The following is a 14,769-nucleotide window of genomic DNA, read 5'->3' on the forward strand; positions in this document are numbered from 1 at the left end:
TATTCATTCTTTTTTAGATAACGCTTACATTATAAAGTTCGGACTTATTATAGCATAGTTTACAGGTAAAAAACTTCCAGTTTCTATCGCTTATTATTCACCTATGATTAGGTAGGGATAATAATGTATCTATTACGTTGCTTTAGCTTTCTTCACGCTTGACCCACTCTTTGATATAGTCCAAAAATCGCTTGGTCGCTGGTGAAGCTTGTTTTAGTGAATGGACAGCTAATCCAAGTGAACGATAGCTAGGATATTCCAGTTCTAACATTTTTACTTTATGATCCCGTCCTTGCAACACAAGCTCTGGCAAAATGCTGATTCCCAGACTATTTTCGACCATAGCAATAATCGCATAATCATCTCCGACTGAGAATTTGATATCCGGTGTAATCGCAAAGCGTGACAATAACCGTCTCACATCGTAATCTGATCCTTCACGCGGCATAATAAAAGGTTCATTTGCGATTCGTTCTAACGGAAATGTATCCAGATGACTTAGTGGATGATCCAGCGGAACAATCGCTAACATCTGATCTTGTTTTAAAGGAATCACTTCAAAAGAAGCCTGACTAGGAATCGTAATAAATCCGCAATCGATCTGTCCATGAGAAATCCAGTCTTCGATCTCCTGATAATCCCCTTCTACTAATTTGAATTGAATATTGGGATACTCTTGCTGAAAATATTTAATCATTCCTGGAAGCCAGTGCACCGATACGCTGGTAAATGTACCCATCCGAATCGTTCCAGATTCCAATCCATGAATCGACGTTACCGTCTGCTTCAACTGTTCATTCCAATTCATAATTTCGGTAATCGGTTGTAACACCTGCTCTCCATTAACAGTTAATCGTACACCTGAACGATCCCGTAGCAATAATGGAAAGCCAAATTCTGTTTCTAAACTATGTATAATATGGCTCACACCGGATTGGGTAAATCCTAGCACTTCTGCCGCTCTCGTCAGACTGCCTAGCTCAACGACTTTTAGTAACACTTCAAATTTGTGAATACTCATTCGTGCGCCTTCTTCCCGTATTGTCCGCTCTTGTTATCGTCTCTAACAGCCATTAGTTTTACTCATGTAATCCATGACAAACATTCAGTGTACTTGCGGATATAATCTTACTATACTGAATTTGGATCATTTTGATAATACGTTATTTTGAAGGTGGGACATTGTGAAGCAGTCCAGAGCAGACTTGTTGATTTTACTGGTGACGTTATGCTGGGGATCATCGTATTTATTTATGAAAATGGGGCTAGGTTCTTTATCTGAATACAATCTAATTGCTCTTCGTTTTGGATTAGCTTTTATTTTGACAGGTATTTTATTTTTTAATCATTTACGCCGGATCGATTGGACAACACTTGGATATAGTGCACTTATCGGACTTGCTTTATTTGCTGTTTTTGTATTTATTATGTTTGGACTCAAAACAACAACCACGTCCAATGCTGGATTTCTAGTGAGTCTTACTGTTATTTTTGTACCTCTTATTCATTTTATTGTATTTAAAAAGAAACTACGTATGACTCAGACATTAGGCGTATTGCTTGCAATTGTAGGGATAGGACTACTAACATTAAGTGGCCCGCTCGGTATTCATTCCGGTGATCTTTTGTGTATTCTGGCATCGATCTGTTATGCAGTATATATTTTGCTAACCAGTGCCGCGGCCAAAATCGTTCGTAGTACATTGAATTTAGGAATCTGTCAGCTTGGATTTGCCGGCTTATATGGATTGATCTTTTCGTTTATATTCGAATCGCCCCATCTTCCTTATGATTTCAAAGGATGGGTCGCTGTGCTGGCATTAAGTATTGTATGTAGTGCTTTTGGATTTATTATTCAACCGGTAGCGCAAAAGTATACTACACCGACACGTACCGGACTGATTTTTTGCATGGAACCTGTTTTTGCCGCGTTATTCGCGTTTTTATTTGAACATGAAGTATTATCGATTCAAGGATATATTGGTGCAGGTGTTGTTCTGCTAGGTGTGGTCGTCTCGGAATGGACATGGAGACCACGCTGGAAAATAACCCGTAAACACAAAAATGACCTGCACCATGTAGACATTCCAACAAAAGAACCTGCACACATCCCGTAAATGGATGGAGCAGGTTCTTTTTATATCGTATTATTGAATTGGATTGATTTAAAAAGCAGGTACAGCGATATCTGCATATTTCTCTTGCAAAAATTTCTTCACTTCAGGCCCTGCCATACGTGCTTTTAATTTCTGAATCGCTTCAGAATCTTTGTTATCTTCACGAGCGACTAGATTAATCGCAAATGTAGAATCTTCTTTTTCTGTAACCAATGCGTCTTTGACAGGAGTCAGATTAAGTGGCTTCGCATAAGCAGGAGTCATAGCAACTAGATCGGCTTCATCATACATACGTGCTAACATCAATAGATCCACTTCTTTGAATTTGAAGTTTTTTGGATTCGATGTGATATCAGCTTGAATCGCGTTCATCCCGACACCGTCTTTAAGCGTGATCATACCCGCTTGAGCAAACATCTGTAAAGAACGACCGATATTTGAAGGGTCATTCGCAATCGCTATCGTTGCTCCTTCAGGCAAAGCGTTAATATCTTTGTAGTTTTTGGAATATGCGCCATAGATCGCATTATAAATAGGTTGGATAGCGACTAGATTAGCACCTTTACTCTCATTGTATTGCTTCATATAAGGAGCATGTTGGAAAAAGTTAGCGTCTACTTCTTTATTGGCTAACGCATCATTAGGCTGAATATTATCAGATAATACGATCACATCAAGGTTAATGCCATCTTCTTTGAGCAACGGTTTGACTATATCCAAAATTTCAGTCATTGGTGGAATCAAGGTAGCAATTTTGAGTGTTGTTGCTGTAGATGTATTTTCTGCTGTCGTCGCAGAATCAGTCGTTGTTGTCTCTGCTTGCTTCTGACCACATGCCGCTAATACAAGCATCATGGCGAACAATAAGATCATCATCGTTTTACGAGTGGTTAACACGTTATTCATAGTTAAAATGAACCTCCATTAAAGTAAAATATCAAAAACAGGCAAAACATTATCGTTTATCCAGAACTCTAGCAATCGTACTTCCTATAAACTGTACAGCTTGTACCAAAATAATCATCAAAATGATCATATAGACCATCACATCTGTCTCAAATCGCTGATACCCGTAACGAATTGCAAAATCTCCTATCCCGCCACCGCCGACAATACCGACCACCGTAGAATAAGAAATAAAGCTTATTGTTGAAGTCGTTAGTCCAAGTACCAGACCTGATCGTGCTTCTACATATAAAAACTTGAAAATGATCTGCCATCTGGATGCTCCCATCGATTGTGCAGATTCAACCACTCCTCGTGGCACATCCAATAAAGATTGTTCAACTAAACGTGAATAATAGGCGATAGCTATTATCGATAACGGTACAGAAGCCGCTTCTGTTCCAATCGCTGTACCAACCACCAGACGTGTAAATGGAATCAAAAACACAACCAGTAACAAAAATGGAAATGATCGAATCACATTAACCAGTGTATTGAGTACTGCTGCTACATACGTATTTTCGTATAATTGACCTTTTTTGCATAAATACAACATCGTTCCTAAAGGCAATCCAAATAGGATAGCGGCCAATAATGAAATGCCTACCATAGAAAACGTTTCACCAATCGCTGACCAAATCTGTGATTGGTATAGATCAAGCATTTCGCTAAATGTACGTTCCTGATCCATCAGTTCTCCTCCTTATATCCGAGCAATTGCTCACGATACGATAAGGTGTATGCAGGAGATGTTGTAAATCCATCTTGTGCACGCGAAAAGCTCTCGGTGATCATCCCATTTTCCATAACAGATACTGTGTCACATAGACTGCGTACCACATCCATCTCATGGGTGACAATCACAATCGTTACGCCCAATTGTTGATTGATCTGCCTGAGCACCTCCAAAATACCGGAAGTAGTTTTGGGATCAAGTGCAGATGTAGGTTCATCACATAGTAACACGTGAGGATGATTAGCAATTGCTCTCGCTATCCCGACACGCTGTTTCTGACCACCACTGAGCTGTGCAGGATAATCATTACCTTTATCAGATAACCCGACTAATTCCAGACATTCCAGCACACGTTGTTGCCTTTGCGATTTGGGTACACCAGCAAGTTCAAGCGGAATTTCGATATTTTTGCTAACGGTTCGATTGTGAACCAGATTGAATTGCTGAAAAACCATCCCGATCTGTTGTCTGGCTAAGCGCAATTGATCATCTGTCATAGTCGTTAAACGCTTACCGTCAATAGTAACTACACCTACATCAGGACGTTCCAATACATTCATCATACGCAGTAATGTAGATTTGCCTGCTCCACTGCTTCCAATAATGCCATGAATCGTTCCACGTTCAATATGCAGACTCACATCTTGCACTGCTACATTACCGTTCCCCATCTTGCCAAAATATTTGCTCACGCTTTCCAGCGAAATCATCGTCGTCCCCTCCTCATCTCATAGCCGGTCCGATGAGAACTTTGTACTCAAAGTGTAATACAAATATAGAGATGCTGTTATACTCCATACTTCTGCTATATTATAAGGAATGTTCTATGCTGTGTCACTATTTTTCTAAATAAGATCATTAAATATTCATTTGATATCCTGTTCTGCTTTATTTAGACAAAAAAACATCCTCTCTACAGGTAGAGAAGATGTTGGTATCTAGCTATTAAAACGATTTTGTCATTAAATACATGTGGATGATGCTGGATATTATTGTTGCTGTTCTTGTTTTTGTAAAAATTCACGCGTTTTGCGTAGATATTTCGGTGCATCCATCGGATCTTCAATCATCATTTCGATCAAGCATAATTTTTGTGACTGTTGTTGTTCTGCTTCTTGAATCGCTTGGTCTAATTGTTGATTGGTATGCACTTGCATCGTATATGCATCACCGCCAAATGCTTCGATTAATTTGGTATAGTGCCATCTAGGAATATCGTTATATACTTGCTTATCGATATCCACTTTGACATTCAGATACTTTTCAATCGTATAACCTTTGTTATTGAGTACGAAAATAATCGGTTTGCATCCTTGTTCCAACATCGAACTGATTTCTTGAACCGTTAATTGCAAAGAGCCATCACCTGTAAATAGTAATACTCTACGCTTAGGAGCCGCTATACATGCGCCAAAAGCTGCTGGAGTAGCATAACCGATACTTTGCCAGCCTGCTTGTCCGATATAGGTCGCTCCTTCTGGCAATTGAAGCTGAGAAATCCCGTACGTAAATGTACCTGTCTCTGCAATTACGATATCATTTGCCGCTAATAACTGTTGAAAACGAGGATAGTAATTGCCTGCTTGTAGCGGTTGATCTTTGTCCGCCGCTAATAGTTGTTCTGTATCATACGGAAATTCGGTAACACTAATCTCTGCTTCACTTCTCCAATCCAATCGAGCAAGCGCTTCAAGCATATCTTTTGCAAGAATATTAGGATACACCGATTCACCGATTTTGACATGATCGGGTTGAATATTGATCACTTTTTGGAAATCCAATTCAGCCGTAAAGTTCGCTGTATTGAGGTCTGACCAGATTAAGCCTGCGGCAATCACAAAATCTGCATTTTCTATCGTACTACGCACTTCTTCGCTACCAAATGTACCTCCATACATACCGATATAATTCGGATGCCGTTCATCAAATCCACTTTTCCCCATCATCATTGAGGCCGCCGGTATATTCAAGTTCTCGACCACTTGTTGTACAGGCATTTGCAATTGATAACGAAGTACAGGGCTATCTGATAACAGTACACCGTTGTTAGAGGATTGTACTAATTGTTCTGCATGCTTGATTGCTGCTTGAAGTGAATTGGAATGGGTTGATATCTGAAAAGATAGTTCGATATGCGTTGTGATCGGTTCTAATACATGATCCAAAGCAACAACCAGATAAACAGGTTTTTTGGTAGTTTTGGCAATATGAATCGCTTGTGGTATCTCGATCATTGCATTTTCTGGAGTGACTACAGCATTATAAGCAGTAATCGGCTCATACGCTTGACGGAATACATCATAATTGCCATCTAATAAGCTATGATGCATCAATTGATGATCTTGCTGTGCTTGAGACTTGGGAGCACCTACAATATGAATAATCGGTACACTTTCACTATAAGCACCAGCAATAGCATTACAAGCACTCATTTCTCCTACGCCAAATGTGGTAATAAGTGCAGACAGACCTTTAATTCGAGCGTAACTATCTGCGGCATATCCAGCATTTAACTCATTACGTCCAGTGATAAATTCAAGCCCTTCATATTCTTCTAATGTATCTAATAACGTAAAGTTGTAGTCGCCAGGTATTCCGAACACTTCGGTTAATCCTTCGCGCTTGAGACAATCTAACATATATTGACCCAGCGTAATATTTGTTGCTGACATTATATTTTCCTCCTGTGTATTGCTAGTAGTTGAGCTTTTTTTCGCTGTAAAAGTTCCATATTCCTTATACTGCTCTAAAGACATTACCCTATTTGAAGCAGAGTATTGCCATTTTTTTGATATTTTCTTTATGTAATGATCATTTGTTAGTCATTAATAACGCAAAAAAGCGGTATTCTATTATATAGAAACCGCTTTTTGTTAGATGACTTTTTGCCATATATAGTTAGAGTGCTACCCATACTTGTCCCGATTCTACTTTGGTGGGAAATACGATTACTTGTCCTTCATCCGGTGCTTGTACACTTCCTGTCCGTAGATCAATCTGCCAATCGTACAATGGATCATACAGGATATGTCCTGATACGATTCCTTCTGCTAGAGGCCCGCCTTTGGGATGAGGACTTTTATTTTCAAGTGCAAATACTTCTTCATTGGATGTACGGAAAATAGCCAGCTCTACATGTTGCAACTGTACAACCCGTCCGATCTGTGGCAAAAGCTGATCTATTGATCCAATCGGATAAAACGTTTGAGTAGGATTCATTATGCTTTTTCTCCTTTAGACTTCCATTTTATGAAAAAGAGCTTCACAAGTAGCTGTATCATTGATTACTTGTTGCCAAGGATCTTCGACTTGTGCCAGCGCAAGATTCACACGTTCGATTAATTGCTGACGATTCTCTACATTCGTTACAACCGCTTCGTAAATAGTTGGTAACCCGATGCGCTCTACCCATTCCGATGTTCTTTCTAAATATTTGCCTGTTTCGCGGTAGTACTGAATAATCGCTCCACATAGATCAATCAATTCTTGATCGGTTTTGACTTTGCATAACGAATCTGCCAGACGTGCTTTGATTCCTCCATTACCACCGATAAAGATTTCCCATCCACCATCGTTGCCGACAATACCGATATCTTTGGTACAAGATTCTGCACAGTTACGTGGACAACCATTAACCGCCATTTTAAATTTGGCAGGGAAATCCAAGCGTTCAAAACGACGTTCTAGATCAGCACCCATCCCCATTGAATCTTGTGTACCAAAACGGCAATATTGAGAGCCTACACACGTTTTGACTGTTCGTAATGATTTGGCATACGCATAACCAGAAGGCATGTCTAATTCTTCCCAGACTTTTGGCAAATCTTCTTTCACTACACCGATCAAATCGATCCGTTGTCCACCTGTCATTTTGACTGCTTGTACATTGTATTTGACAGAGACATCAGCGATTCGTTTCAATTCTTCCGGTGTAGTGACTCCGCCATACATCCGCGGAACAACAGTATACGTACCATCTTTTTGAATATTAGCGTTCATCCGTTCATTGACAAAGCGGGACGATTTCTCATCTTGATATTGCACTGGATCAAGCATACCTAGATAGTAGTTAATCGCTGGGCGGCATTTGGAACATCCTTCTGGTTGTTTCCACTCTAATACGTTCATCACTTCTTTGATCGTTGTAAGCCCTTTTTCTTTGATCCCGGCTACTACTTCGTCACGACTAAGCGATGTACAACTACACATCCCTTGACTGACTCCAATCGTTGCTCCATCTCCTAATACGTAATGTAAAATCTGTTCAACTACCGGCTTACAACCGCCACATGAACGACTTGCTCCTGTACAAGCTTTGATCTCATCGACAGTAGTTAATCCTTTTTCATGAATCGCACTTACAATATCGAGCTTGGTGACACCGTTACAACCACACACAATTTCACTATCTGCCATTGTATCGACAGACGATTTCTTTTTACTATGATCACATCCGCCTGTACCCATCAATTCTGCATATAATTCATCAGTCATTGGTGCGCCATCACGAATAAATTTTTGTAACGGAGCCGCATCTGTAATATCGCCAAAAAGAACCGCACCGACAATCGTCTGATCTGCTAAAATAATTTTTTTGTACGTGCGTTTCCAATCATCCCGCGCTGTAATGACAGATTGATGTTCATTTTCGATAAATACACCTGCGGAAAAGACATCTACACCCGAAATTTTAAGCTTGGTGGAGACAACTGAACCTTCATACGGCTGTGTATCGATACCGCATATATGTTTTGCCAAAATCATTCCTTGTTCAAACAGCGGAGCGACTAATCCATAACAATGTTCTCTATGTTGTACACATTCACCAACAGCGTAGATATTGTCTACCGAAGTCTGCAAATAATCATTCACAATAATGCCTCGACCAGTCTCAATATTGCTTTCTTTGGCTACAGCAATATTAGGCTTGATTCCGGCTGCCATAACGACGAATTGAGCAGGCAATGTGGTGCCGTCTTTGAATACCAATTGTTCTACTCGCTCTCCGCCTAACAACTCGACTGTCTGTGTACCCATAAGGAATTTGATTCCTTGACGCTCTAATTCTTTACGTAACATCGATGCCGCTACAGAATCTAACTGACGTTCCATCAGATCATCCATCAAGTGAACAACAGTGACGTCCATTCCTAGACTAACTAATCCTTTGGCTGCTTCTAAGCCTAGCAATCCTCCACCAATGACTACGGCTTGCGGATAATGAGCCGCTGCATCGATCATTTGATAACAATCGGCAATATCGCGAAAACCGACAACACCTTGCTTATCATGACCCGGTATAGGCAAAATAAACGATTGCGATCCTGTAGCAATAATCATTTTGTCATACGGAACATTCATGCCATTATCGGTATAGATCAGTTGTTGCTCAGTATCGATACGAGTTACTGTTGTACCTGTATGCAGTGTAATTTGATTTTGCTCATACCATTCATGACTATTCAAAATAATATCGTCGATCGTCTGCGTTCCTTCTAACACATAAGACAACATAATCCGGTTATAGTTCGGATGTGGTTCACTACCGAATACCGTAATATCGTATTGTCCACCTAATTTGATGATTTGTTCTAACGTTGCCACTCCAGCCATCCCGTTACCGATTAGAATCAGACGTTCTCGTGTTGCTGTCATATCAAAATCCCCCTTTTTTGAATATATGTCTGTAGGTGATTGATGCCATCAGTATGTTATATATAAAACAATCTTTAATATCTAAAATTTATTGGTTTATATTCAGTATATCGATCTTGTATGATACAGGTAGTGATTATAATCACATTCTTTTTGAATATTAATAAGCTAAAATACACACTTTTTATCAAATTGGTGCTTAGAATAGCTAGTTTTAGTGAGAAAATACACTTATTTTATTTACTGGATGGGCTTATAGTGCCATGTACAAATCAAATGACTATGACAAAATACAAATTAGCTAAGAAGATGAATCATACAAGTAATGGAGGGTTATTATGACAACAACATTCAAATACAGGCTTGAACAACAAACAGCTTATGAGCATCATGGAGGTCAAATGCGTGAAGTCTCGGTAGCCGAATTTCCTGTATCTACAGCTATAGCAGGTGTATCATTACGCTTAGCGCCAGGTACATTGAGAGAATTACACTGGCATACTAATGCTTCGGAATGGGGATATGTCGTCAGTGGAAGTTGTCGCACAACAGTATTGCATCCAGATGGCACAACGTACATAGATAACTTTAATAGTGGAGATGTATGGTATTTTCCCAAAGGGTATGGGCATTCGATTCAAGGCATCGGCTCAGACGAATGTCATATTATTCAGATCATGAACAATGGTACATTTACTGAAAAACATACCTTTAGTATTACAGATTTTATAGCTCAGACTCCTATCGAGCTGGTGGCTCAAAATTTGGGCATTTCAATAGCAGACGCACAGCAGTTACCGACCAAAGAATCTTATTTTGCATCTGGGCCTATACCGGATGATTCGACGCTAGATGCTACAGCACGTAGTACAACAGGGCTTACGAGTATGCATCGCTATCCGCTGATGGCTCAAGATCCCAAGCGTGTTCCTGGCGGTGGCACAGAACGGGTCGCTTCTGCGCGTCTGTTCCCTATTTCTACGAATATGACAGGCGCTATTATAGAGATTCAACCTGGAGCTCTACGAGAAATGCACTGGCATCCGAATACTGATGAATGGCAATATTATATAAGTGGTACAGCACGTATGGCTGTTTTTCTAGGAAAAGGAGAGTTGATCGAAGATCAATTTGAAGCAGGTGATGTGGGTTATGTCCCTGAAGGTGCAGGGCATTATATTTACAATAACGGAACAGAAGTCTGCCGAATCTTGGTCGGATTCAACAATGGACAGCATGAGACGATAGATCTGACCAAATGGATATCCAGTACACCTGATGATGTGCTGGCAACCAATCTAGACATCAATCGTGAACAAGTAAGCCAATTGCCTCAACGCCACTGGTTTATCGCTCCTGCTCCTGTACAATAATCAATTTATCAGTTCCAGTTCCAGTTCCAGTTCCAGTTCCAGTTCCAGTTCCAGTTCCAGTTCCAGTTCCAGTTCCAGTTCCAGTTCCAGTTCCAGTTCCAAATGATGCTAATACTAAATCGTTATGTTAGTGATATGAATTTTAGCAATAGTACTTGAGTTGATGTATTAACGATTGAATTGATACGTTTTTTTATACCAAAAGATCATATCTGTCCCCTGTAATCGATATGTATAGTAGGGGTATGACATGATCTTTTGGTATTTTATATTAGATACTATATAGATATTTATGATGTCTATTGTTTTTTGCTTAGGATAACACTGGATTATTATAATCTTTATTTTTCTATCAAAAAATCGCAAGTATGCTCATCGACCACTTGAATACCGTTTCGCCGAAAAAGAGCTGCGGTTAGACCGGAACCAATAATTTTATTTCCGCTAAATGTACCATCGTATACCATCTGACTTCCGCAAGAAGGACTATTGGCTTTGAGCACTGCAACTGTAATATGAGCTTGTTCTGCTTGCTCCAGCGCTATCCTTGCTCCTGCTTTGAACGATTCAGTTACATCTTCGCCCGATACGGTCATCACTTTCGCTTTGCCCAACCATACATCTTCGGCTGTTCCACCTACAATCTCTGCCGGTTCGCGTGGTGTCGTCAGACCGCCTAACACTTCAGGGCAAAAAGCGATTGCTTTACCTTGCTGAATCAGTTGATCTAACGGTTGTACCAAGTTGGTTCTTCCATCATATCTACAGGCGATACCTGTCAGACAAGCACTGATGCCAATCATGCTTCACTCCTCCTTTTTACCTACTTTTTTTCGGATCGGTCAAATCTCTTCAAAAGGATCACTATTAGGATTGGCGCCATCGCTCATATCGGTCGGCGATTCTGTAAATGATTCTTCCAATTGCTGATCTAGTTGTTGTTCATCAGCGATACTTTGAATATCTTCCGAACTGATACTGATATATACATACCCATCGGATTGCTGCTTTGTCAACGCTTTTTCTTTGAAAAATCGAGGGCTTCCTTCGCCTCCATCTTCATCATAGACTAACAAAATACCGTCTGTTTTACGAAATAACAAATCATCCCGCGCTGTAAATTGCCAGATCCCTTGATAAGGCTGTTTGCTCACCAGACCATAATAGTCTACGCCTTTACAAATCTCTTCATAATACGTCTTTTTATCTTCACTCCACTTTTCTTCTGGATTGGCAAATGCCGAAATGATCGATAACCGTAACTGCGGATATTGTTCTTTGAGTGCAATAACCACTTCACATGCCCACAAATCTACACCATACTGCCCTGGCGTAATCACCCATTCCAATCCTTCTTCGATCAGCGGAATTAATTTGCTACGCAATGCTTGCTGAATAAAAGGAATACCTTCATGCTTTTGTCCAAAAATATTCAACTCATGTGCGCGGTAACCGGTTACCAGTAAATTCTTCATGCCTTGCTGTCCTCCGCTTCTGTTCATGCTCTTGTTCCATCATAACATGAAGCGAAATAAAGCAAAAATCGATCACATTTCAATAGAAGAAGGAGTGGTTTTATAGCGATCACTACAACCATTAAATAGCTATAAAACCACTTCTATTAAAATCACACTATTCCAAATAATATCAATAATTGCGTTATAAATATAAAAATAAGATATAAAAAATAAACCTACCCAGTATAGACTGAATAGGTTTATTCCATGAGATCAAATTGTTTTTGTTATACTTGTTTTTGGTGATTGAATCGGGTAGCACTGGTATGAATCTGTGCTTAGGTTCCCATTTTCTTACGTTGGTTATTTACTTTTTTGGTCATCTGGCTTTTCATCTTTTTACCGCCGCCGTCAAATCCATTATTAGAGCCTTTACCTGGTTGGTTTGCTTGCTTTTTCATCGCTAACAAACGTTTTGCTGCTTCAGCCTGGCTGATTTTTTGTGCTTGCTTGGATTCTTCTGTCACTTCATTGTGTTCTTGTTCTGTACTCATTGTGTTCACCTCAGTCTCATCATAGCATAAGGGATGGTTCAACTCCACGAATACTTTATCTTCTGATGCTATCAATCTCTTTAATTTATTGCCAGATTCGTTCTATACGGATCAACTGGCAATTATCGTCAAATACTAATTCGTATACGTCTGGATTAGTCAAAGCTTGCCAGTGTTCAAATTGGATCTGTTCGTCATAATATTTGAGTAACAAAGCGATTAAATTACCATGTGATACCAACACTATATGCTTGGCATGACTGTCTAGTGCTTCATGAACAACAGCAATTCCGCGCTTTATCGCTTCAAGACTCGATTCTCCACCTTTATAAGATAGATCCAGATCATCAAATGTTAATTTGAGCTTATCTAACCAATCAGGCAGATTGTCTTGAGAAAGTACTCGTTCTTGCAAGTCATGATGCATCTCTACAGGCACCGCTATTCTATTCGCCAGCGGTGTTATCGTATCGTAGGCTCGTGTATAAGGGCTAGAGATTATACGATCAATCGGAAAAGAATCCAAAACATCCGCTAACAGCAACGCTTGCTTTTTACCTTCACCGGTTAACATCGCATCAGGAGCTTACCCTTCTGCCTGACAATGACGAATGAGAAAAATACGCTTCATAGATCATAACTCCTCTGATCTGTAGTCTTTTGTAGATATATCTATAGATAACTTAGTCTGTTTCCAGAGTGATCTATTAATCGATAGCAATCCCCAGACGTTTGACCAGATCGCTCAAATCTTGACCTTTCAGTGCGCCTTCCACCAGTGCAGGTAGTAGTGCCGGTGTACAAGCAAAGCTAGGTGTGCCATCGCGGGTAAATTTTTGCGCTAATTGCTTATCATAAAAAGGTTTACCTTCATCTGATAAAGCCAGTAAACATAATGTTTTGACTCCTGCTTCTTTCAGCTCACGCATACGACGAATTAGACGAGCTTGACTACCACCTTCATATAGATCAGAGATCAAAATAAACAATGTCTTTTTGGGTTCTTCGATAAATTGTTCGCAATACGCAACAGACTTATCAATATTGGTTCCTCCGCCTAGCTGTATCCCGAACAACATATCGACCGGATCATTGTTGCATTGTTCGGTTAGATCAACAACACTGGTGTCAAAAGCGACTACTCTGGTATCAAGAGCAGGCATACTGGCAAAAATAGAAGCAGTGACCGAAGCCCAAATAATCGAATCTGCCATAGATCCACTCTGATCGATATCGATAATCACTTTCCATTCATGACTACGACGTGCTCGATCAAAATAATAAAACTTTTCAGGAATAATCTGACGACGCTCTTGATTATAATGCTTGAGATTACGCTGAATCGTTCGCTTCCAATCGATTCCACTTAATGAAGGCAACGGAGAATGTTGCCGGCGATTAAGCGCACCTGTTACTGCTCGGCGCATATCTTGTTCTAATCGTTTCACCAAATCGTCTACTACCGATTGAATAAGCAAACGTGCCGTTTCTTTGGTTTTCTCTGGAATTTTACCTTTGAGTGCCATAAGCGTACCGACAAGTGTAATATCAGGTTTGACCTGAGCTAACACTTCCGGTTCAAATAATAACTGTTTCCATCCTTTACGTTCCATCGCATCATTTTGGATAATCGATACTACATCTTCTGGAAAAAAAGTACGTACATCTCCCAGCCAACGTGTTAATGTCGGTGAAGAAGGGCCTTTACCTGCTCCTTTTCCACCATTTCGACTATGACCTGACTCTGCTTCATGACCCGAAGTATCATCATAAATCGCTGCTAATGCTTGATCCATAATCTGTTCTTCTTCTGTAAGTGTGATACCTTCGATAGTGCTAGAAGTCTGACGTTCTAACTGTTGCTCTGCTTCAGCTCCTAGAATCAACCGCCAACGTGACAATCTTTTCTGTTCATCATGAGTAGGATTCATC

General features: G+C 40.0%; 14 protein-coding genes. 2 read left to right on the top strand and 12 right to left on the bottom strand.

The window, feature by feature from the left end:
- Positions 1–142: 142 nt before the first annotated feature.
- Entirely contained in the window at positions 143–1,021 is an 879-nt protein-coding gene (locus ACFSGI_RS17615; RefSeq protein WP_204825485.1) for a LysR family transcriptional regulator, read from the bottom strand.
- A 163-nt stretch (positions 1,022–1,184) separates the two neighbouring features.
- Between ACFSGI_RS17615 and ACFSGI_RS17620 the strand changes: the two genes are divergently transcribed.
- Positions 1,185–2,117: a DMT family transporter gene (locus ACFSGI_RS17620; RefSeq protein ID WP_204825486.1), complete on the top strand. Its 933-nt coding sequence runs from the start codon at positions 1,185–1,187 to the stop codon at positions 2,115–2,117.
- A gap of 48 nt (positions 2,118–2,165) precedes the next feature.
- Here ACFSGI_RS17620 and ACFSGI_RS17625 read toward each other — a convergent pair whose 3' ends face one another.
- The 6 genes from ACFSGI_RS17625 to nirB all read right to left on the bottom strand — a co-directional run bounded on the left by ACFSGI_RS17625 (position 2,166) and on the right by nirB (position 9,453).
- Complete coding sequence (locus ACFSGI_RS17625) at positions 2,166–3,023, bottom strand: MetQ/NlpA family ABC transporter substrate-binding protein (protein ID WP_379283814.1); 858 nt, start codon at positions 3,021–3,023, stop codon at positions 2,166–2,168.
- Positions 3,024–3,072: 49 nt separating this feature from the next.
- On the bottom strand, positions 3,073–3,753 hold the full coding sequence (locus tag ACFSGI_RS17630; RefSeq protein WP_379283816.1) for a methionine ABC transporter permease: 681 nt from the start codon (positions 3,751–3,753) through the stop codon (positions 3,073–3,075).
- Entirely contained in the window at positions 3,753–4,508 is a 756-nt protein-coding gene (locus ACFSGI_RS17635; protein WP_204825487.1) for a methionine ABC transporter ATP-binding protein, read from the bottom strand. Before ACFSGI_RS17635 ends, ACFSGI_RS17630 begins: the two co-directional genes overlap by 1 nt.
- A 279-nt stretch (positions 4,509–4,787) precedes the next feature.
- Positions 4,788–6,470, bottom strand: a complete 1,683-nt coding sequence (locus ACFSGI_RS17640; protein WP_204825488.1) for an alpha-keto acid decarboxylase family protein — start codon at positions 6,468–6,470, stop codon at positions 4,788–4,790.
- A 226-nt stretch (positions 6,471–6,696) separates the two neighbouring features.
- Positions 6,697–7,017 (bottom strand): nitrite reductase small subunit NirD, encoded by a 321-nt coding sequence (gene nirD, locus ACFSGI_RS17645; RefSeq protein ID WP_204825489.1) that lies wholly within the window; start codon positions 7,015–7,017, stop codon positions 6,697–6,699.
- Positions 7,018–7,032: 15 nt separating this feature from the next.
- Positions 7,033–9,453, bottom strand: a complete 2,421-nt coding sequence (gene nirB / locus ACFSGI_RS17650; protein WP_204825490.1) for a nitrite reductase large subunit NirB — start codon at positions 9,451–9,453, stop codon at positions 7,033–7,035.
- Positions 9,454–9,791: 338 nt separating this feature from the next.
- Between nirB and ACFSGI_RS17655 the strand changes: the two genes are divergently transcribed.
- Positions 9,792–10,826, top strand: coding sequence for a cupin domain-containing protein (locus ACFSGI_RS17655; RefSeq protein ID WP_204825491.1), 1,035 nt, complete (start codon positions 9,792–9,794; stop codon positions 10,824–10,826).
- Between the two features lie 341 nt (positions 10,827–11,167).
- Here the strand turns inward: ACFSGI_RS17655 and ACFSGI_RS17660 are convergent, their stop codons facing one another.
- The 5 genes from ACFSGI_RS17660 to ACFSGI_RS17680 all read right to left on the bottom strand — a co-directional run bounded on the left by ACFSGI_RS17660 (position 11,168) and on the right by ACFSGI_RS17680 (position 14,768).
- Positions 11,168–11,629 (bottom strand): 2-thiouracil desulfurase family protein, encoded by a 462-nt coding sequence (locus ACFSGI_RS17660; RefSeq protein ID WP_204825492.1) that lies wholly within the window; start codon positions 11,627–11,629, stop codon positions 11,168–11,170.
- A gap of 39 nt (positions 11,630–11,668) precedes the next feature.
- A complete protein-coding gene (locus ACFSGI_RS17665; protein ID WP_204825493.1) occupies positions 11,669–12,301 on the bottom strand; it encodes an SLOG family protein in 633 nt (210 codons plus the stop codon).
- Positions 12,302–12,621: 320 nt separating this feature from the next.
- The gene (locus ACFSGI_RS17670; RefSeq protein WP_204825494.1) at positions 12,622–12,837 is read right to left on the bottom strand and encodes a hypothetical protein; all 216 of its coding nucleotides are present in this window, start codon (positions 12,835–12,837) and stop codon (positions 12,622–12,624) included.
- A gap of 85 nt (positions 12,838–12,922) precedes the next feature.
- A complete protein-coding gene (locus ACFSGI_RS17675) occupies positions 12,923–13,411 on the bottom strand; it encodes a histidine phosphatase family protein (RefSeq protein ID WP_379283821.1) in 489 nt (162 codons plus the stop codon).
- Between the two features lie 133 nt (positions 13,412–13,544).
- Complete coding sequence (locus ACFSGI_RS17680) at positions 13,545–14,768, bottom strand: VWA domain-containing protein (RefSeq protein WP_204825495.1); 1,224 nt, start codon at positions 14,766–14,768, stop codon at positions 13,545–13,547.
- Between the last annotated feature and the right edge of the window lies 1 nt (position 14,769).

Origin of the sequence: Paenibacillus nicotianae (assembly GCF_042681745.1) — a bacterium.
Taxonomy (GTDB): domain Bacteria; phylum Bacillota; class Bacilli; order Paenibacillales; family Paenibacillaceae; genus Saccharibacillus; species Saccharibacillus nicotianae.

Coding starts and splice junctions, on each gene's coding strand:
- ACFSGI_RS17615 (WP_204825485.1), bottom strand. CDS start 1,021: ATGAGTATTCACAAATTTGAAGTGTTACTAAAAGTCGTTGAGCTAGGC.
- ACFSGI_RS17625 (WP_379283814.1), bottom strand. CDS start 3,023: ATGAATAACGTGTTAACCACTCGTAAAACGATGATGATCTTATTGTTC.
- ACFSGI_RS17630 (WP_379283816.1), bottom strand. CDS start 3,753: ATGGATCAGGAACGTACATTTAGCGAAATGCTTGATCTATACCAATCA.
- ACFSGI_RS17635 (WP_204825487.1), bottom strand. CDS start 4,508: ATGATTTCGCTGGAAAGCGTGAGCAAATATTTTGGCAAGATGGGGAAC.
- ACFSGI_RS17640 (WP_204825488.1), bottom strand. CDS start 6,470: ATGTCAGCAACAAATATTACGCTGGGTCAATATATGTTAGATTGTCTC.
- nirD (WP_204825489.1), bottom strand. CDS start 7,017: ATGAATCCTACTCAAACGTTTTATCCGATTGGATCAATAGATCAGCTT.
- nirB (WP_204825490.1), bottom strand. CDS start 9,453: ATGACAGCAACACGAGAACGTCTGATTCTAATCGGTAACGGGATGGCT.
- ACFSGI_RS17655 (WP_204825491.1), top strand. CDS start 9,792: ATGACAACAACATTCAAATACAGGCTTGAACAACAAACAGCTTATGAG.
- ACFSGI_RS17660 (WP_204825492.1), bottom strand. CDS start 11,629: ATGATTGGCATCAGTGCTTGTCTGACAGGTATCGCCTGTAGATATGAT.
- ACFSGI_RS17665 (WP_204825493.1), bottom strand. CDS start 12,301: ATGAAGAATTTACTGGTAACCGGTTACCGCGCACATGAGTTGAATATT.
- ACFSGI_RS17670 (WP_204825494.1), bottom strand. CDS start 12,837: ATGAGTACAGAACAAGAACACAATGAAGTGACAGAAGAATCCAAGCAA.
- ACFSGI_RS17675 (WP_379283821.1), bottom strand. CDS start 13,411: ATGTTAACCGGTGAAGGTAAAAAGCAAGCGTTGCTGTTAGCGGATGTT.
- ACFSGI_RS17680 (WP_204825495.1), bottom strand. CDS start 14,768: ATGAATCCTACTCATGATGAACAGAAAAGATTGTCACGTTGGCGGTTG.